Below are 19631 nucleotides of genomic sequence, written 5' to 3'. Positions count from 1 at the left end.
TCGGCCATGGGCCTGCATTTGAAAGAAGGCGCAGACGACGATCTGGCCGAGAACCACGAAATCAACGTCACGCCGTTCATCGACGTGATGCTGGTGCTGTTGATCATCTTCATGGTGGCCGCCCCGTTGGCCACCGTGGACATCAAGGTTGACCTGCCCGCCTCCAGTGCAAAACCGGCGCCACGACCAGAGAAACCGGTGTTCCTCAGCGTCAAGGCTGACCAACGCCTGTACCTCGGCGAAGAAGAAGTGAAGGCCGAAGCACTCGGCGCCACGCTCGACGCCAAGACCAAGGGCAAAAAAGACACGACAATCTTCTTCCAGGCCGATAAAGGCGTGGATTACGGCGACCTGATGAGCGTGATGGATAACCTGCGCTCCGCCGGTTACCTGAAGGTGGGTCTGGTCGGGCTCGAGACGGCAGTCAAGAAATGATCACGACGCGCCATAAGCTGACGCGTTACGGCACGAGCCTGGCCGTGGTGCTGGGCATCCATGCGCTGGCCATTGCGCTGGCGCTGAACTGGTCGGTGCATCCGCCCATCGAACTGCCACCGCAAGCGATGATGGTCGAGTTGGCACCGGTTCCGGCCCCGCCACCGCCGGCACCGCCGAAGGTGATAACGCCGCCACAGCCACCCGCCCCGGTGGAAGAACTGCCAATACCGAAACTGGCTGAAGTGCCCAAAGCCGAGATTGCGGTGCCGAAACCGGTCAAACCCAAGCCGAAGCCTCAACCGCCCAAGCCTGTGGAGAAAAAACCGGAGCCGCCGAAGGAAAAACCATCCGAAGAAAAACCGAGCGATGCGCAACCGACTCAGGCACCGACGGAGAAATCCGCTCAGCCGGCACCGGGTCCATCACCGGCGCAGCAAGCGGCCAAGGCCAGTTGGCAAGGCACTCTGCTCGCTCACTTGGCCAAGTACAAAAAGTACCCGGCCAGTGCACAGGCGCGGGGCAAGGAAGGCATGAACCGTCTGCGCTTCGTGGTGGATGCTGAAGGCAATGTGTTGTCATTCGAACTGGTGGGTCGCTCCGGCAACGCCGATCTGGACCGGGCCACCCTGGAAATGATCCGACGCGCCCAACCGCTGCCCAAGCCACCGGCCGACATGCTGAACAACGGCTCCATCGAAATCGTTGCACCATTTGTTTACTCGCTGGAACGTCGACGCTAAGACATCGCCGAACCAATGTGGGAGCGAGCCTGCTCGCGATGAGGCCATAACATTCAACATCTTCATTGACTGTTAAACCGCCATCGCGAGCAGGCTCGCTCCCACAGGGTTATGTAACAACCATAAAAGGCACCGAAAGGTGCCTTTTGCATATCCGGAAACGCCAAACCCGCATTGCCCTGTGTCACTCGACACACACAGTCTGATAACGTGCGTCTATCGATTGCAGCCGGTATGCTTGGCCCGCAACTTCATGGACGCTCGCTATGACTCTTACAGAATTACGCTACATCGTTACCCTCGCCCAAGAGCAGCACTTCGGCCACGCGGCCGAGCGTTGCCACGTCAGCCAACCGACCCTGTCGGTGGGCGTGAAAAAGCTTGAAGACGAACTCGGTGTGCTGATTTTCGAGCGCAGCAAGAGTGCCGTGCGCCTGACCCCAGTCGGGGAAGGCATTGTCGCCCAGGCGCAGAAAGTGCTGGAACAGGCCCAAGGCATCCGCGAACTGGCCCAGGCCGGTAAGAACCAGCTGACCGCCCCGCTGAAAGTCGGCGCGATCTACACCGTCGGCCCGTACCTGTTTCCGCACCTGATTCCACAACTGCACCGGGTCGCCCCGCAGATGCCGTTGTACATCGAAGAAAACTTCACCCACGTGCTGCGCGACAAACTGCGCAACGGCGAGCTCGACGCGATCATCATCGCCCTGCCGTTCAACGAAGCCGACGTGCTGACCCTGCAGCTCTACGACGAACCGTTCTACGTCCTGATGCCGGCCCAGCACCCGTGGACGCAAAAAGAATCCATCGACGCCAGCCTGCTCAACGACAAGAGCCTGCTGCTGCTCGGCGAAGGCCACTGTTTCCGCGATCAAGTGCTGGAAGCCTGCCCGACCCTGGCCAAAGGCAACGACGGCGCCAAGCACACCACGGTGGAATCCAGCTCGCTGGAGACCATCCGCCACATGGTCGCCTCAGGCCTCGGCATTTCGATCCTGCCGCTGTCGGCGGTCGACAGTCATCACTACGCCCCCGGCGTGATCGAAGTGCGCCCACTGACGCCGCCGGTGCCATTCCGCACCGTGGCCATTGCCTGGCGCGCAAGCTTTCCGCGGCCAAAGGCGATCGAAATCCTCGCTGACTCCATTCGCCTGTGCTCGGTGGCCAAGCCGTCGGTGCCGGTGGTTGCGGCTTAAGTCGCTGTCATGACCGAGTTATCGCAAGTGTCGGTGACGACACTCAAGGGTGTCGGCGAAGCCATGGCCGAGAAACTGGCCAAGGTCGGCCTGGAGAATCTCCAGGACGTGCTGTTCCATCTGCCGCTGCGTTATCAGGACCGCACTCGCGTGGTCCCGATCGGCCATTTACGACCCGGACAAGACGCCGTGATCGAAGGCACCGTCAGCGGCGCCGACGTGGTCATGGGCCGTCGCCGCAGCCTCGTTGTACGTCTACAAGACGGCACCGGCGGGCTCAGCCTGCGCTTCTACCATTTCAGCAACGCCCAGAAAGAAGGCCTCAAGCGTGGCACGCGCATTCGTTGCTACGGCGAAGCGCGGCCCGGTGCGTCGGGGTTGGAGATCTACCACCCGGAATATCGCGCCATCACCGGCGACGAGCCGCCACCCGTGGATGAAACCCTGACCCCGGTCTACCCGCTCACCGAAGGCCTGACCCAGCAGCGTTTGCGCCAACTGTGCATGCAAACCCTCACGATGCTCGGCCCAACCAGCCTGCCCGACTGGCTGCCAACCGAACTGGCCCGGGACTATCAACTGGCGCCGCTGGCCGATGCGATCCGCTACCTGCATCACCCCCCTGCCGATGCCGACGTCGACGAACTCGCCCTCGGTCATCACTGGGCGCAGCATCGTTTGGCCTTCGAAGAACTGCTGACCCATCAACTGTCCCAGCAACGTCTGCGCGAGAGCATGCGTTCCCTGCGCGCCCCGGCGATGCCGAAAGCCACCAGGCTGCCGGCCAAGTATCTGGCCAATCTGGGCTTCGCGCCGACGGGCGCACAACAACGCGTCGGCAACGAAATCGCCTACGACATGAGCCAGCACGAACCGATGCTGCGGCTGATTCAGGGTGACGTCGGCGCGGGCAAAACCGTGGTCGCCGCCCTCGCCGCGCTTCAGGCATTGGAGGCTGGTTACCAGGTTGCACTGATGGCGCCCACCGAAATTCTCGCCGAGCAGCACTTCATCACCTTCAAGCGCTGGCTCGAACCGCTGGGCATTGAAGTCGCGTGGCTGGCCGGCAAACTCAAGGGTAAAAACCGTGCCGCCGCGCTGGAACAGATCGCCAGCGGCACGCCAATGGTGGTCGGCACCCACGCGTTGTTCCAGGACGAAGTGCAGTTCAAGAACCTTGCACTGGCGATCATCGACGAACAGCACCGCTTCGGCGTGCAGCAGCGACTGGCGTTGCGACAGAAGGGTGTTGGCGGGCGGATGTGCCCGCACCAGCTGATCATGACCGCCACGCCGATTCCACGGACGCTGGCCATGAGCGCCTACGCCGACCTCGACACCTCGATCCTCGACGAACTGCCGCCCGGTCGCACCCCCGTGAACACCGTGCTGATCACCGATACCCGGCGCGTCGAAGTCATCGAGCGGGTGCGCGGCGCCTGTGCCGAAGGGCGTCAGGCCTATTGGGTGTGCACGCTGATTGAAGAGTCGGAAGAGCTGACCTGCCAAGCCGCCGAAACCACTTACGAAGACCTGACTGCCGCCCTCGGCGAACTGAAGGTCGGGCTGATCCACGGGCGCATGAAGCCCGTCGAAAAAGCTGCGGTGATGGCCGAGTTCAAGGCCGGCAACCTGCAACTGCTGGTCGCGACCACGGTGATCGAAGTCGGCGTCGACGTGCCCAACGCCAGCCTGATGATCATCGAAAACCCCGAACGCCTCGGGCTCGCGCAATTGCACCAGTTGCGCGGTCGTGTCGGTCGAGGCAGCGCCGCCAGCCATTGCGTGCTGCTCTACCATCCGCCGCTGTCACAGATCGGCCGTCAGCGTTTAGGCATCATGCGCGAAACCAACGACGGGTTTGTCATCGCTGAGAAAGACCTCGAGCTGCGCGGCCCCGGCGAAATGCTCGGCACACGCCAGACCGGCCTGCTTCAATTCAAGGTCGCCGACCTGATGCGCGACGCCGATCTGCTGCCCGCCGTGCGCGATGCCGCCCAGGCTTTACTTGAACGCTGGCCCGATCACGTCAGCCCGCTGCTGGACCGCTGGTTGCGCCACGGGCAGCAATACGGCCAAGTGTGAGCACCGTCGCAGTTTCTGGACCCTGGCGCTAAACAAGCTGGTTATACTTCCGCAATTGTTTCAGAACGGATACAAACCATGACCGAAGTTGCCCTCGCACCCGCCACCCCGCACGCTCCGTCGGTTATTCGGCTGCTGCTGGGCAAATTGGGTATTGCCTACGAAGAAGTTCTCGAGCACCACGGCTTGAACGCCTCGCGCAAGGTCCAGGCGGTTCTGGTCGATGACGCCGTCGGCTCTCTGATGGTGCTGTTCGCGCAGAGCCAATTGCTGGACCTCAACCGGCTCACCGAACTCACCGGCCGCCGCCTCACCGCCGTGCCCACCGAACGCCTGGAAAAAATGCTCGGCAAACACAGCCTGAGCCTGCTCCCCGGTCTGCCGGCGCTCACCAGTTCGCCGTGCCTGTATGAAGCAAGCCTGCTGCGCGAACCGAAGTTGTTGATCAATTCGGGGGAGTCGGGTGTGTTGCTGGAAATCACCAGCGAAGCGTTCAAAACCATGCTGACCAAGGCCAGCGCTGCCAACTTCAGCGAGAACCTGACCAGCATCCGCCCGAACCTCGACCGCCCCGATGATGACCGCAAGGAAATCACCCAGGCCGTCCAGGCGTTCACCGCACGACGCATCCAGCAACGTCTGGAAGAAACCATCGAGATTCCACCGCTGGCCGAGACTGCGCAGAAGATCATCAAACTGCGGGTCGACCCCAACGCCACCATCGACGACATCACCGGCGTGGTGGAAACCGACCCGGCCCTGGCCGCACAAGTCGTCAGCTGGGCAGCGTCGCCGTACTACGCGTCGCCGGGCAAGATTCGTTCAGTGGAAGACGCCATCGTCCGGGTGCTGGGTTTCGACCTGGTGATCAACCTGGCGCTAGGCCTGGCCTTGGGCAAAACCCTGAGCCTGCCCAAAGACCATCCGCAACACACCACACCGTACTGGCAGCAATCGATCTACACTGCCGCCGTCATCGAAGGCCTGACTCGCGCCATGCCCCGCGCCCAGCGCCCGGAAGCCGGCCTGACCTACCTCGCCGGCCTGCTGCACAACTTCGGCTACTTGCTGCTGGCCCACGTCTTCCCGCCGCACTTCTCGCTGATCTGCCGCCACCTGGAGGTCAACCCGCACCTGTGCCACAGCTACGTCGAGCAGCACTTGCTGGGCATCAGCCGTGAACAGATCGGCTCGTGGCTGATGCGCTACTGGGACATGCCCGACGAACTGGCCACCGCGCTGCGCTTCCAGCACGACCCGGGTTACGACGGCGATTACGCCGAGTACCCGAACCTCGTCTGCCTGGCTGTGCGCCTGCTGCGTAGTCGCGGGATTGGGTCCGGCCCGGATGAAGACATCCCCGACGCCTTGCTGGAGCGCGTCGGCCTGACCCGCGACAAAGCCAACGACGTGGTCAGCAAAGTCCTCGACGCAGAAGTCCTGCTGCGCGAATTGGCTTCGCAATTCACACAGGCCTAAAAGCATCGCGGGCTTGCCCGCGATGAATCCACCTCGGTCTAACTGACAGACCTCAAGCCTTGGCTTTGGCCTTCGCCTTGCGCGGCTTCAAATACTTGCTCAACCCCTGAAACCAGATCACCAGCGCCGGGTTGCCCTTGATCTGAATCGACTTGTCCTGAATCCCCGTCATGAACGCCAACTGCTTGTTCTTCGCCCGCATCGTGGCAAAACCATACGCCGCATCTTTAAAGGCAATCGCAAACGCAGGCTCGGCATACACGCCGGACTTGCTGGTAATGCGCTGATCCTTCACAAAGAAATGCCGCGCCACTTTCCCGTCCAGTGTCTGTAACTGAAACACCAATTCCTTGTCACCCAACTGCTGCTGAAACGCAGGATTAGTCCGACTGGCCTTACCCATCAACAAACCCAGCATCCACAGCAGAAAACGAAATTTCATGCGCACAGCCTCAAAAGGAAAATGAACGGCCGGGGCAGTGTAGCGGCTTCAAGCAAGAACGCCACCATTGCGCAGTATTAGAAGAAGATGCCGTATTTTTTGGCGCTGATGACTACCAAGTCATTGACGGAACCAGCTGTTTAAAAGCGAAGATATTTTGATCTTTCTACGCTCGACTCCATCGGATGTTTCCTTCAACACGCGGTGCTGTTCGTGAACTAGGCAGCCCTGGGCTTCATCGATAGGCTTTGTTCGTCGCCGCAAAATCGGTGACACGGACGTGCAAGTCCGAACCCAGGTGCGTAATTGCTTATGGCTATTCGTCGAGCGTTTTCCTATGCTCGCCGGTCGTTATGGCGGCTGTGCGTCGGAGACCTTCGGGTCTGCCGGTTCCTGGATCGGTCTTGCACACCAACGCACAGCTGCCACCTCTTTCGAAGTGCAAAGCGAAACGGTGTCGGTCTCTTAATTCCAGGAGCTACATCAATGATCAAGCCAACACCGAATCCCCCAGAACACGAAGCCATATCCCCCTACGAATCTTTCGATTCCAAAAAACTCCACGAAGCAGCTGAACGCGCACTCGACCATCATCTCGGCACACCGCCTGATAAAAAATCTAAACGTCGCAATGGCGGCCTCTTCAGCGTCTGCCCCGACATCAACACTGAAGCCCTCCTCGCCAACGCCTCGGAAGACCTACTGTCCATCAGCGCCATCGCCGCCGGCCTTGCCGACGATGTAGACGGTTCACGCCGTTCTGTAGCCCTGGCGCTCAGCCGCATGGCCGATGGCGTGCATTTGTTAGTGGAACGAGCACTGGATCATCTGGATGAACCGGAAATGGCGGCGATACTCACCAAACAACAAAGCCGAGCCTGCTAACTGCAACAAGCAGTAAACAACCCCGATGTGTGTGTGTGTGTGTGTGTGTGTGTGTGTGTGTGTGTGTGTGTGTGTGTGTTCCTCACCATCGGGGTTTTCGCGTTACGGTGTCCAGCACACAGCTGGGAGTGCAAAAACCAGCACAGTTATCTTCCCTATTTCCGAGACGCACGTAGGAGGTGTCCGATTTTGCCTCGTAGGTCTTGAAGTGCCTCTGCACCTCGGTACTTTGCACCAGCACAACTCAATGCTGAGTCGGTGCGGCACATCGCTCATGGCAGCGCGACCACGCAGGGAGTTCAAACAGATCGTGGCTATTCGACACAATAAAAAATGGACCGTGGCCTTTGGGTGCTATTGGGCTGCCATGTTCGCACTCATAGCTAGCGCCTGTGTTCGTGCTGAAATCTGCAGCGGTCATAACTGCAAATTAGCTAGTGGCCCCTTTGAGTACTCAGCAATAACTAGATTTGGGTTGATCTTCACAACGATCGGGCCGTTTATTTCGACGTCAGACAAAATCGACGATGGCCGCTCCAAACACTACGTCCAGGCGGTGAAAGACGATGCCGCCTATCTTGCTACCGACGGCGATCTCGATGGGTCCATGCTTGAATCTGCATGGCGCGCGTACTTGCATAAGCATGCTGATTTTCAGCCAAACAAGAAAGAGTTTGCCCACTTGGTACTAGCTACCTATGGATGAACAACCTAACTCCTGACAATTGAAAGGAATCACTGAAGCGCAACAGCCACTCTTCAATGTCTGTCCTGACATCAAACCGAAGCGCTTCTGGTCAGCGCCTCAGAACATCAGCTGTCCATCAGCACCATCGCCGCCGACGATGTGGGCGGTTCGCGTCGCGCCGAAGCCTTGCGGCGCTGAGTGACTCGGCAAGTTCAAGAGTCACGGATAAAGATCTCGAAATTTAGAGCGTCGCCGAACCAGCACCGACCGGAAGTTTCCGCGCTGTTTCCCAGACGCGTCCTACATCTTTTGCATTTTACAAAGCCCAATACTTCCCCCCCACCAAGGTCTGTCGATTCACTAACAGTCGCTAGCCCTTCAAAGGCAAGTTAACAAGCGGCGAATGGATTCAACATGTCGATATTGCACCTCCGGATGAGGTTATTTTCTTTTGCAGTGCTCGGGTGCTTGAGTGGCCTGAGTTCGGCGGTGGCAGCGCCTAGTCCGACGCCGGGCGAACAGGATCTGATTCGTGAGCGTCAGAATCGATTGCTGGAACAGCAGCAGCGCCGGCTCGATGAGCTCAAGGAACTACCGGGTAAAACCGTGGCTCCCACAGCGCCAAGTGCTCCGGTCGATAGTCGCTGTTTCCCCATCCGCCAGATAGTGATCAACGGCGCCGATCATCTTTCCGAGTCTGATCGCAAGCAGGCAACCCAGCCCTATGAAGGCCAGTGCCTGGGCACCTCCCAACTCAATGAACTGCTCAAGGTCATCACCCACCGTTACATCGATAAAGGTCTGGTGACCAGCCGTGCCTACCTGCCACAACAGGATCTTTCTGACGGACAACTGAGGGTGTTGATCGTCGAAGGTCATCTGGAAAAGCTGCAAGTAGCAACGCCAGGCGATTTGTCGGCGCGTGAACTGGCCATGAGCTTCCCCGGACGTGAAGGTGAGCTGCTGAACCTGCGTGAAATCGAGCAGATGGTCGATCAGCTCAACCGTCTGCCATCCAATCAGACGCAGATGGAGCTCACTCCCGGCCAAGCTCCGGGGGGAAGTGATGTGGTGGTGAAAAACACGCCACAAAAGCCATGGCGAGCCTCGTTGTCACGCAGCAACGGCGGTCAGGTCAGTACCGGCGAACAACAATGGGACACTTCGCTGGATTGGGACAGCCCGTTGGGGTTGGCCGATCAGTTGATGCTGCGCGGCAGTCACGACGCCGTCAGTGACCATCAACGCAGCTCCAGCAGTGAGTTTATGAATTACAACCTGCCGTGGGGCTGGTGGAACTTCAACTACAGCTACAGCCAGAGCGACTACCGCTCGCAGGCCCAAGCCTATGGATTTGGCTTCAAGCAGACTGGCGACAGCCAGAACCATCAACTGCGTGCCGAGCGGGTGGTACATCGCGATGCCGTCAGTAAGACCTTGCTCAATATTGGTCTTAACCATCTGCGTACCAACAATTTCATCGAAGACACCAAGCTTAAGCAAAGCAGCAACCGCATCAGCGAAGCGCAGTTCGGTTTCAACCACGGCCGACGCATTGGCAGCGCTTTCGTCAACTTGGACCTCGGCATGCAGAACGGTATCGGTGCCTTCGATGCTCAAAGTGATCACGATCCGCGCCCCGGCGAACCCACTGCTCGCTACCGCAAATACACCGCGACACTGAGCTATTTGCAGCCCTTCACCCTGTGGGGCGAATCCTTGATTTTCAGCAGTCTTGCCACCGGCCAACGAAGCGAGGACGTGCTGTTCAGCTCACAGCGCATGAGCCTTGGCGGGCAAGGCTCCATACGCGGTTACAAGCAGCAATCGCTGTCTGGCGACAGCGGGGGTTACTGGCGCAACGACCTGCGCTGGAGTCGTCAGGTCACTTGGCCCTGGCTACGACCGGTGCTGGCTGAATACGGCACCAGCCTGGGATACGACCACGGCGTGATTCAGAACGATCGTTACAACGGTGACCAGCACGGACGGGTGTCCGGCAACTCCCTCGAACTGTTTGCCAGAGGCGAGCACCTGGCCACCAGCGTGACCTTTGCCCATTCGCTCGAACGCCCCAATGCGCTGACCGAACACGAAGCGCCGATCTATTTCAGCCTGAGTTTCTTCCTGTAGCCCCAGGCGATTAATTGCTGCACTTTCCGAGAGTTCCAACATGGATGTCCGTCAGTTTGTTTTCCTGGTTTGCCAGCCGTCTTCCGCCCTTTTGAGCGCTGAGCGTTTCTGGGGAATGCCCAAGCGTGGTCTGGCCTTTTTGCTGGCCAATGCCATGTTCTGGCAACCGTTGTGGGTTCAAGCCAACGGCATCGTCATCAATGCTCCTGGGGCGGGATTGGAACACGCTGGCAATGGCGTACCTATCGTGAACATTGCCGCGCCCAATGCCAGCGGGCTGTCACACAACCAGTTCCGCGACTACAACGTCGGCAGCGAGGGGGTGATCCTCAATAACGCCACGGGCCGCACGCAGGCAACCCAGTTGGGTGGGATCATTCTGGGCAATCCGAACCTCGGCGGCAGGGCGGCCAGCACAATCCTCAATGAAGTCAACGGCGGCAACCCGAGCCAACTGCGCGGCTACACCGAAGTGGCAGGGCAATCGGCGCGGGTCATTGTCGCCAACCCCTATGGCATCAGCTGCAATGGCTGCGGGTTTATCAACACTCCACGGGTGACCCTGACCACCGGAAAACCGGTATTCAACAATGGTCAGCTCGACCATTACAAAGTCGACGGAGGCAGCGTCTTTATCGACGGCGCCGGGTTGAACGCTACCAATGTCGACAGCTTCGAAATCATCACTCGCTCAGCGAAGATCAACGCCGAGATTCACGCGAATAAGCTGAGCATCGTCGCGGGTCGCAATGATGTCGACGCACAAAGCCTGAATGCCGTCGCTCGCGCTAATGACGGCAGCGCCAAACCGGAGCTTGCCATCGACAGTTCCGCGCTCGGCGGTATGTACGCCGGGGCGATCAAACTGGTGGCGACCGAAGCCGGTGTCGGTGTTCGATTGGCCGGTAATCTGGCGGCCAGCGGCGGCGATATTCAGATCGATGCTAACGGTAACTTGAGCCTTGCGCAGGCCACATCCACTCATGCCATCAACATCAAGGCGGCCAGTCTCGATGCACAAGGACCGGTCTATGCGGGCTCGACCCTGGACGTGCAAACCAGCGGAGCTCTGAGCAATCAGCGAAGCCTGGCCGCTGGTGATCGCATCAGCCTGAGTAGCGGCGGCCAACTGAGTAACAACGGCATCATCGAGGCGGGCGCAAACGCCGACAACAGCCGCAATGCTCGCGGCGACATCAGTCTGTCAGCACAGAACCTACGCAACACCGGCACAGTGGTAGCCAGCCGAAACCTTGACGCGCGCGTGAGCCAGACATTCGACAACAGTGGCGGATTAATGGGCAGTGAAGGCCTGCTCACCGCCAGTGCCGCCAATCTGGTTAACCGCCTAGGCAGCCTGTCCAGTGGCGGACGACTGAGCTTCACCAGCAGTGGCGGGATCGACAACCAGGGCGGCAAACTCATCAGCAGCCAGCAACTGAGTCTCGATGCCAGCAGCATTCTCAACCAGAACGGCTTGATCTCGGGTTGGGAGGGATTGAGTGTCACTACCGACAATCTCGACAACCGCAATCACGGCACGCTATCCAGTCGCAACGGCGACGTGGCCGTCAATGTCAGCGGTGACTTGCTCAATAGCGGTGCCGGTGCGCTGGTCAGCCAGCAGCGTCTGACGGTCAACGCTGGCAGCCTCGACAACAGCGCTGGCGGCATTCTTTCCAGTGCCGGCGATCAAGCTCTGACGGTGCAGGGTTTGCTGAATAACACCCAAGGTGGACTGATCGACAGCGGCGGCGCCTTGACCTTGCAGGCGATGGCCCTAGACAACACCTTCGGCGCCATCAGCGCCCAGCGGGCAGCCAGCTTCACCGGTGCCGCGCTGGATAACAGCCACGGCAACCTGATCGGCAACGCTGCCGTCACACTCAATCTGCTCGGTGTACTGACCAACAGCAACGGCAAACTGGCCAGTACCGGTCCCCTGCTGTTGCAACACGCCAGTCAGGTCAATAACCAGGGCGGCCAGTTAGCCAGCCAAGGCTTGATGACCCTGCTGATCGGTGGCCTGGATAACCGCAATGGGGGCACCGTTGCGGCGAACGACCATTTCATATTGACCGCCAGCGGCACCGTGCAGAACAGCGAAGACGGTCTGATCTACAGCCAACATGGCGACCTTCGCCTTTATGCTGCCAGCCTCGCCAACAGCCAAGGAACGCTGCAAAGCCAGGGCAAAATGAACCTCGAGGTTCTCGGTGACATCGACAACCAGAATGGTCGGATCATTGCCCAAAACGGTGACCTGAACCTGACGGCCGCGAATGTTGATAACCGTGGCGGCGTGCTGTCCAGTCTGCAAGCAACCCTCACCGGTTTCCTCAGCGGCTGGTTGAAAAACGGTTATGACTTGCTCAAGCACAAGGGCGGCAACACTCAAGCTGAGCACCTGAACCTGACCGCAATGGGTGGCATCGACAACCAGGGAGGACGCCTCGCGGCGCAATCGGGTGATGCCGTTATCAACACCGCTTACCTCGACAACCGGGAAGGTGGCCTGTATGCCGCCCATGCTGTCGGTGTTACCGGTGGTGCGCTGGATAACAGCGCCGGCCAGATCGCAGCCGAACAAATCGACTTGAGCCTGGCCGGTGCACTGAGCAACCGTCAGGGCATCATCGAAAGCAACAATATCCTGACGCTCAACAGCGCCAGCATCGACAACCAGTTCGGTCAACTCCGTGCCCTGGGTACCAGCGGCGCTTCACGATTTCTAATTGGCGGGCTGTTCGACAACCGCAACGGCACCCTGGAAAGCGCCAACACCGACCTGCACCTGGCGGCTGGTAACTTCATGAACACCGGTGGCACCGTTTTGCATGTTGGAAGCGGCAGTTTCGACATCGCCACGGCCAACGTCCTGAACGCGGGTGGTTCATTGGTCACCCGAGCCGGTTTGACGCTCAACGCTGACAGCTGGACCAACACCGGCATCATCCAGGCCGGACGCCTGACCCTGAACGTCAATAACTTTGCCCAGTCCGCCGCCGGCCAGTTACTGGCTTCCGACAGCCTGTACGCTACTGGTGTGAACTGGAGTAACGACGGCCTGATCGCCAGCGACGGTGATCTGTACTTGGGATTGTCTGGCGCTTACAGCGGCACCGGACGACTGACCAGCCGAGGTGACCTGAACCTGCTAGCCGGGCAACTGACCCTGGCCGAATCTGCAAGCATCGCCAGTGGTGGCGACGGTCTGATCAACGTGGCCGGCCTGCTGAGCAACCGTGGTCGATTGACCTCTGCTGGCGACCTGACGGTGTATGCGGGCAACCTGAACAACCACGGCACTCTCGGCAGCGGTCAAGACCTGACGCTCACGACCAACGCACTGCTCAACGATCACGGGTTGATCTTCAGTGGCTGGGACATGGGTTTACGAGTGGCGTCGTTGATCAACAGTTACGCCAGCATTTACAGCCTGGGCGATCTCGACATTGATCGTGACGGCAAGGGTGGTTGGGCCACGAGCATCGTCAACAGCTCCGGCTTGATCCAAGGCGACGGCAGCATGAGCCTGGCGGCCAGCACGATACAGAACATCCGTGCGCTTTTGACCATCAGCGACAACGGTATCTACACCGCCAAGATTGAGCAAATCCCGTGCGTTAAAGGCGTCAACGCCGGTGACTGCAGCGGCAAGCAAAACCGTGTTTGGGAGATCACCCAACGGGACAAGCTGGAAATATCCGCAGCCAGTGCCGCGTCCAGTATTACCGCCGGTGGCAACCTGAACATCAACGGCGGCGACCTGCTCAACCACAGCAGCACCATCGCCACCAGCGGCAACTTCATCGCCACGCTGAATAACTTGACCAACACCGGCGTGGAAACCTCCGACACCGAAACCGTGCGAGTGTTTCGTACCGAACGCGCCCGCAACGGCAGCGGCTGGAGCAACGCCGCCGACGACTTCACTGAGCGCTACTGGTTTCAGAGCAGTGGCTATGACGTCAACAATCTGAGTGGTTTGGTCGAGGCTATGAGCCGATTTGTCGGCACCACCGAATTTGAGTTGTCCGAGTTTGGCCGTACGACCCAACTCGCCACGGGTGACCAAACCTATGCCGCCATCATCCAGGCCGCAGGCAACGTCAGCATCAGTACCCAGAACAACTTCGACAACAGCGTGGTCCGTGGCGGCTTCGATTACGTCGGCAGTGGTCCACGCACCAATACCGATGCCCCTGACAGTAATTTCTCCACGCGTATCACCCTGAATCAGCAACTTCCACCAGACCTGGCACAACAGCAAGTCAACCCGCTGACAATGCCTGGGTTTGAACTGCCTGTTGGGCAGAACGGCCTGTTCCGCCTCAGCGGTCAGGGCGGCAGCACCACCGACAACGGCCCGGAAGGCTGGAGCGTGGGGGGCGCCGGCGTGGGCTCAATCGTTAAAGTTCAGGGTCTGCCGAGCAGTCACGGAATATCCAATCCGCACAAATACCTGATCGAAACCAACCCGGCACTCACAGACCTCAAGCAGTTCATGGGTTCGGATTACTTGCTGGGCAAACTCGGCTACAACCCTGACGACAGTGCCAAGCGTCTGGGTGACGGGTTCTATGAGCAGAAGCTGATCCAGCAAGCGGTGGTGGCCCGTACAGGTCAGCGTTTCATCGACGGCCTGACCTCGGACGAGGCCATGTTCCGTTATCTGATAGATAACGCCATCGCCAGCAAGGACGAACTCAACCTGTCGCTGGGCGTGACCCTCACCGCAGAACAGGTTGCCGCGCTAACCCACGACATCGTCTGGATGGAAACCGCGACGGTCAATGGCGAAAACGTGTTGGTGCCTGTGTTGTACTTGGCCAACTCGAACAATCGCCTGGCAGCCAACGGCGCACTGATTCAAGGCCAGGACGTGAGTCTGATCGCTGGCAAAGAATTGAAAAACGCAGGCACCCTCAAAGCCAGCGCAAACCTGGCGGCCTTGGCCGGCAACAACCTGGCCAACAGCGGTCTGGTGAACGCTGGCAACCGCCTAGATCTGCTCGCCAGCAACGACCTGAGCAACAAGGCCGGAGGCATCATCGCCGGGCGTGACGTGAGCCTGACCAGTATCAGCGGCGACGTGATCAACGAGCGCACCGTAACGGGGTATGCCAGCGGCAACGGCCACAACAACCAACACCGCGACTTCATCGACAACGCCGCCCGCATTGAAGCGGCCAACGACCTGACCATTTCGGCCGGGCGCGATGTGAACAACATCGGCGGCGTACTACAAAGTGGCCGCGATTCCCACATCAGTGCCGGGCGCGACGTCACCATCGGTTCAGCCGAACAGGTCAACAGCAACGAACACGGCAGCAATAACCGCGACTTGGCCATCAGCCAAAACGCCTCCACCCTCGACACCGGGCGCGACCTGTCGATCAGCGCCGGACGCGACCTCAGTGCCATTGCCAGCCAGATTGACGCCGGCCGCGACATTGCTCTGGACGCCGGGAAAAACCTCACGTTGGCCTCGGCGGCGGATGAGGAACACAGCTACAGCAAAACCAAAAAGGTCGAGGCTCAGGAAGATCACGTCAGCCAGATCGGCACCCGTCTCAATGCCGGCGGCAGCGTCGTGCTCACCGCTGGGCAGGACCTGACCTTGATCTCCAGCAAAGTCAGCGCGGGTGATGAAGCCTACCTGGTGGCCGGCGGTGACCTGAGCCTACTGGCCGCACAAGACAGCCACTACTCGCTGTACGACAAAGAAAAAAAAGGCGGCTGGGGTAGCAAGGAAACCCAGCGCGACGAAGTCACCGACATCAAAAACGTCGGCAGCGACATCAAGACTGGCGGCGGCCTGACGCTGGTCAGCGGTGGCGACCAACTCTATCAAGGCGCCAAACTCGAAAGCGGCAAGGACATCATCCTCGACAGTGGCGGCAGCATCACCTTCGAAGCCGTCAAGGATCTGCATCAGGAGAGTCACGAGAAGAGCAAGGGCGACCTGGCTTGGCAGTCCTCGTCGGGTAAAGGCAACACCGATGAAACCCTGCGCCAGAGTGAGTTGGTAGCCCAAGGTCATTTAGTGATCAAGGCTGTCGATGGCTTGCGCATTGACCTTAAGCATATCGACCAGAAGTCGGTGAGCCAGACCATCGATGCAATGGTGCAAGCAGATCCCAATCTGGCGTGGCTTAAAGCGGCTGAACAGCGTGGAGATGTGGATTGGCAGTTAGTCAAAGAAATCCATGACGCCTATGACTACAGCAGTTCCGGTTTGGGTGCTGGCGCGCAACTGGTCATCGCCATTGTTATGGCAGCGTTTGTTGGCCCTGCGGCGCTGACGGCATTGGGAGGCGCGGGTGCCGTCGCCGCCGGTGGTGCAGCCATTGCCACGGGCGCAGCGACCACTGCCACGGTCAGCGTCATTAATAACGGTGGCAACCTGGGAGCGGTGTTCAAGGATGTCACCTCCAGCGATGCCCTGAAGGGATATGCCATTTCCGGTATTACGGCGGGCATGACCGCTGGTTACTTCAATGACTGGACCGGCACCACAACAGACCCCGTCACCGACAAGATCAGCACCAATCTTGGCACCTGGAAAGGTGTCGGCCAATTCGCTGCCAGTCAGGGCCTGCAAAACGGCACCTCCGCCGCGCTGGGCAAGATCATGGGTCAAGGCGGCGATCTGGGCGATGCCCTGCAAAGTACGCTGTTTAATACGTTGGCGGCAGCCAGTTTTAACGCGGTGGGTGACTACACCAAAGATGTATTCGCCGATGGGAGCGTTCCGAAAATCTTTATCCACGCCATGGTCGGCGGCTTGCTGGCTGAAGTGAGCGGCGGCGACTTCAAGACCGGTGCGCTCGCGGCAGGTGCCAACGAAGCGCTGGTGGACCAGCTCAATACCTCGGTCGATGGCGACAAAAACCTTCTGAACATGACCTCACAACTGGTGGGCATGTTAGCGGCTGCGACACAGAGCGGCGCAGACGCTGAAAGCCTGCAAACCGGGGCTTGGGTGGCGCAAAACGCGACTCAGTACAATTTCTTCGACCACTTGCCGCCAGGCATGTCCGAATACGGACAAGCGGCAACATCCCTCGCCGAATACATGCAAGGACAAGGAGCCACCGCTGAAGACATCACCCAAGCACAACTCGCGCTCGCTCAAGGACAAGGCTTTGAGGGTGTTCAGCCTGCGAATGAGTTCGTAAAGGCTTGGGGGATTTTTATGGCCGGAGAGCTTTTCGGCATAGGGGTTGGGGCTGCGATAGGTGCAAAAGGTAGTCTTTCAGAAATTAAGTTGGTTGATGGCTTCTACCAAGCGGAAGGAGCTCCGTTCAAATTCTCTGAGTATTACTACAATCGTTTATGGTCAACTGGGCGTGGCGCCCCCTTTATTCAGGCGGATGAGGTATTAAAAACAGCAACAACGGTCACCCCTGATAGGATGTCCGGATTTTATCGCTATACGAATAGCTCGATGGAGATGGTTTATAATCCTGCCACTAAAGAAATTTGGCATCTTCAGCCTTTAAGGTAATTAGCACATGTGTCAACTCGCCATGCAGGTTATTTATTTCATATTTGTGCATCAAAATGGCCGGCGGCTTTTGGCTTTTGAGTCCTGTATAAATTATATTGATGGGGATTTGGTTTTTTTAGAAGATTTTTTACGTAACGAGCCTGCAATGTACGAAGAGCTTTTCTCTCCCGGGTGCAATGGATATGTGCTCGTTCTACTGAAAAAACTGATGACTGAGATGAAAGAGCTAAAGCTTGAAGATTCGGGAGAGGTTTTAGATGGGATAGAGTTTATCCAAAATGTTGGCGCTACAGCGTTATGGAAATTTAAATGTGATTTGACTGCTGAGTTGGACAGCTTTGTTAGGGAGTATGATCGATTGGATGTCGCTGAAGAGAGAAAAAGATTGTATTTGTTCGCACAGAATTAATGGTCCAAAAAGGGGTGGTTCAATCTAAATGGCATTCAGAATTCTTCCTGTTTCCGGAGAGATCGATTGTTTCCATTAAAATCGCATAAAGCGAATTACTTCTGCTTGGCATGATAAAAGCCAGGGCGAAAACAGTTAGATTGAATAGCAACGATGCAAGTAAAGCTACGCAATATTCGCTGCTTAACCCTGCAGTGTAGGATAAGGGATCGGTATATATCGTTCGCCCCAACAACGTCGGAATACTGGTTCGCCTATTGTTTTTTGGATGACAAAGAAGCTGATGCCGAAATGGGGCTACAACCGAGGTAACCAATGCATTTACTTCGATACAGCACGTGATCAGTTCCAAAGCGAAAATTTGGCGGAAGTGACCATTAATGCCAAGGCTGCGCGAAGTAGCCTTCGTACAGAAGAAGTAGAAATTGGCGCGATGATGGTCTGCAACAGCATGACACTGTTAAACGATCTTGAGGGACGTTATTTGGTGAAGAATACAGCACTCGAAACTGCCTCGAAAGAGAGCAAGTGATGTTAACGAAGCTCACTGCGCATTGGTGAATTAACTGTTGCCAAACATAAAGAACTGACATGAAAAAATTTCTATTTGTTGTGCTAATGGCGCTACTGATGAGCGGTTGCGCCAGCCAAAAGCTCACCCCGGAGCATCGGGCGCAGATCAAGACGGTGAAGGTTTTGCCGGTGAAGTGGGAATCCAAACAGATGAGTTACATGGGGCGCGAGCAGGCTTGGGGAGCTGCGTTGGGTGCGGGTCTGGGTGCTGGCATTGGAATGGCGAGCGGTGCATCCCGTTTGGGTACCAGCGCATTATCCGGTGCTGGACTTGCGGTCGGACTGAAGACCGGCGACTTGGCATCCATGTCGACGGTAGAGGCGATTCTTTATGTCATGGAGACGGAAAAGATTGACCTGGGTGAGTTGTTGAAACAGAACTTCGTCGCTGAGCTGAACAAGAACTCATCTCTCAAGGTAGTAGGTGATGACGAAGTGGCTGATGCGCAAATTCAACTCACGGTGGATCGCTGGGGATTTAGCCTGACACAAGGTTTCAGCAGTGTGGTCTATCCGGTGATCAACGTGGTCGCCGTGATGAACCGCGGCGACGAACAACTGTGGCAACAGGGTGATGGGGTTACGCCGTTCACTTCCGGTAACGACTACGGCTACACACCGTTGCAGTACCGTACAGAGCCACAGACCTTGCGCTTGGCCTTGAAAGGCGTCACGGAAATAGTCAGTCAGCCACTCGCGGAAGGCTTGAAGTAAAAAGAGAGACAGGTTTATGTTTATTGAGACGGTATTCATCGGTTACATAATTAAGCAGGCGAACATCTATTGATTGAACGCCGCCCGAGAATTCTTTTTAACCGACTCACTGTTACTTCATGAAAGCAATTGCACTGGCGCTCTCACCGAGAGCCTTCGCCGGCAGGCCGTGCTCCTACAAGATGTGGTTTTCAGGCACAAAAAAATGGTTCATCACGGATTACCGGGAAAGACGCTCTTGATCTTCATGAAAAAGAATTCGCTATCCCGGTAACCGTACGCCATCCGCTTGATGACCTTTATTCGATTGTTTATTCCTTCCAACTGACCAGT

General features: G+C 57.9%; 14 protein-coding genes. 12 read left to right on the top strand and 2 right to left on the bottom strand.

Annotated elements, in window-relative coordinates; genetic code table 11:
- The first annotated feature begins 6 nt into the window (after positions 1 to 6).
- From exbD to FQ185_RS02870, 5 genes are all read left to right on the top strand, one after another.
- A complete protein-coding gene (gene exbD, locus FQ185_RS02895; protein WP_149416169.1) occupies positions 7 to 435 on the top strand; it encodes a TonB system transport protein ExbD in 429 nt (142 codons plus the stop codon).
- Positions 432 to 1178, top strand: coding sequence for an energy transducer TonB (locus FQ185_RS02890; protein ID WP_149416168.1), 747 nt, complete (start codon positions 432 to 434; stop codon positions 1176 to 1178). The genes exbD and FQ185_RS02890 overlap by 4 nt, the downstream gene beginning before the upstream one ends.
- 266 nt (positions 1179 to 1444) lie before the next feature.
- Entirely contained in the window at positions 1445 to 2374 is a 930-nt protein-coding gene (locus FQ185_RS02880; RefSeq protein WP_149416167.1) for a hydrogen peroxide-inducible genes activator, read from the top strand.
- A 9-nt stretch (positions 2375 to 2383) separates the two neighbouring features.
- A complete protein-coding gene (gene recG, locus FQ185_RS02875) occupies positions 2384 to 4459 on the top strand; it encodes an ATP-dependent DNA helicase RecG (RefSeq protein WP_149416166.1) in 2076 nt (691 codons plus the stop codon).
- A 78-nt stretch (positions 4460 to 4537) separates the two neighbouring features.
- A complete protein-coding gene (locus tag FQ185_RS02870) occupies positions 4538 to 5938 on the top strand; it encodes an aminoacyl-tRNA deacylase and HDOD domain-containing protein (protein WP_149416165.1) in 1401 nt (466 codons plus the stop codon).
- Between the two features lie 52 nt (positions 5939 to 5990).
- Here FQ185_RS02870 and FQ185_RS02865 read toward each other — a convergent pair whose 3' ends face one another.
- Entirely contained in the window at positions 5991 to 6380 is a 390-nt protein-coding gene (locus tag FQ185_RS02865; RefSeq protein WP_149416164.1) for a helicase, read from the bottom strand.
- A gap of 486 nt (positions 6381 to 6866) precedes the next feature.
- Between FQ185_RS02865 and FQ185_RS02860 the strand changes: the two genes are divergently transcribed.
- From FQ185_RS02860 to FQ185_RS02830, 7 genes are all read left to right on the top strand, one after another.
- The gene (locus FQ185_RS02860; RefSeq protein ID WP_149416163.1) at positions 6867 to 7265 is read left to right on the top strand and encodes a DUF6124 family protein; all 399 of its coding nucleotides are present in this window, start codon (positions 6867 to 6869) and stop codon (positions 7263 to 7265) included.
- 310 nt (positions 7266 to 7575) lie between these two features.
- Complete coding sequence (locus FQ185_RS02855) at positions 7576 to 7971, top strand: DUF2388 domain-containing protein (protein ID WP_256730359.1); 396 nt, start codon at positions 7576 to 7578, stop codon at positions 7969 to 7971.
- A 396-nt stretch (positions 7972 to 8367) separates the two neighbouring features.
- Positions 8368 to 10086, top strand: coding sequence for a ShlB/FhaC/HecB family hemolysin secretion/activation protein (locus FQ185_RS02850; RefSeq protein WP_149416161.1), 1719 nt, complete (start codon positions 8368 to 8370; stop codon positions 10084 to 10086).
- A 40-nt stretch (positions 10087 to 10126) separates the two neighbouring features.
- Positions 10127 to 17599 (top strand): DUF637 domain-containing protein, encoded by a 7473-nt coding sequence (locus FQ185_RS02845; RefSeq protein WP_149416160.1) that lies wholly within the window; start codon positions 10127 to 10129, stop codon positions 17597 to 17599.
- Positions 17600 to 17606: 7 nt separating this feature from the next.
- Positions 17607 to 18011 carry a hypothetical protein gene (locus FQ185_RS02840; protein ID WP_149416159.1) on the top strand — a complete coding sequence of 135 codons (405 nt, stop codon included), beginning with the start codon at positions 17607 to 17609 and terminating at the stop codon, positions 18009 to 18011.
- Between the two features lie 268 nt (positions 18012 to 18279).
- On the top strand, positions 18280 to 18543 hold the full coding sequence (locus tag FQ185_RS02835) for a hypothetical protein (protein ID WP_149416158.1): 264 nt from the start codon (positions 18280 to 18282) through the stop codon (positions 18541 to 18543).
- A 59-nt stretch (positions 18544 to 18602) separates the two neighbouring features.
- On the top strand, positions 18603 to 19298 hold the full coding sequence (locus tag FQ185_RS02830) for a hypothetical protein (protein ID WP_149416157.1): 696 nt from the start codon (positions 18603 to 18605) through the stop codon (positions 19296 to 19298).
- A gap of 213 nt (positions 19299 to 19511) precedes the next feature.
- On the opposite strand, the gene FQ185_RS02825 is transcribed toward FQ185_RS02830, so the two are convergent.
- A partial coding sequence (locus FQ185_RS02825) for a transposase (RefSeq protein WP_141228961.1) occupies positions 19512 to 19631 on the bottom strand: 120 nt, incomplete at its 5' end.

The sequence above is a fragment of the Pseudomonas sp. ANT_H12B genome (assembly GCF_008369325.1).
In the GTDB taxonomy this organism is placed as follows: domain Bacteria; phylum Pseudomonadota; class Gammaproteobacteria; order Pseudomonadales; family Pseudomonadaceae; genus Aquipseudomonas.
The sequence above is the reverse complement of the archived record's forward strand: the minus strand, read 5'-3'. Positions and strand labels throughout refer to the sequence as shown.

Excerpts from the sequence above, each read along its gene's own strand:
- exbD (WP_149416169.1), top strand. The coding sequence starts at position 7 with ATGGGCCTGCATTTGAAAGAAGGCGCAGACGACGATCTGGCCGAGAAC.
- FQ185_RS02890 (WP_149416168.1), top strand. The coding sequence starts at position 432 with ATGATCACGACGCGCCATAAGCTGACGCGTTACGGCACGAGCCTGGCC.
- FQ185_RS02880 (WP_149416167.1), top strand. The coding sequence starts at position 1,445 with ATGACTCTTACAGAATTACGCTACATCGTTACCCTCGCCCAAGAGCAG.
- recG (WP_149416166.1), top strand. The coding sequence starts at position 2,384 with ATGACCGAGTTATCGCAAGTGTCGGTGACGACACTCAAGGGTGTCGGC.
- FQ185_RS02870 (WP_149416165.1), top strand. The coding sequence starts at position 4,538 with ATGACCGAAGTTGCCCTCGCACCCGCCACCCCGCACGCTCCGTCGGTT.
- FQ185_RS02865 (WP_149416164.1), bottom strand. The coding sequence starts at position 6,380 with ATGAAATTTCGTTTTCTGCTGTGGATGCTGGGTTTGTTGATGGGTAAG.
- FQ185_RS02860 (WP_149416163.1), top strand. The coding sequence starts at position 6,867 with ATGATCAAGCCAACACCGAATCCCCCAGAACACGAAGCCATATCCCCC.
- FQ185_RS02850 (WP_149416161.1), top strand. The coding sequence starts at position 8,368 with ATGTCGATATTGCACCTCCGGATGAGGTTATTTTCTTTTGCAGTGCTC.
- FQ185_RS02845 (WP_149416160.1), top strand. The coding sequence starts at position 10,127 with ATGGATGTCCGTCAGTTTGTTTTCCTGGTTTGCCAGCCGTCTTCCGCC.
- FQ185_RS02840 (WP_149416159.1), top strand. The coding sequence starts at position 17,607 with ATGTGTCAACTCGCCATGCAGGTTATTTATTTCATATTTGTGCATCAA.
- FQ185_RS02835 (WP_149416158.1), top strand. The coding sequence starts at position 18,280 with ATGACAAAGAAGCTGATGCCGAAATGGGGCTACAACCGAGGTAACCAA.
- FQ185_RS02830 (WP_149416157.1), top strand. The coding sequence starts at position 18,603 with ATGAAAAAATTTCTATTTGTTGTGCTAATGGCGCTACTGATGAGCGGT.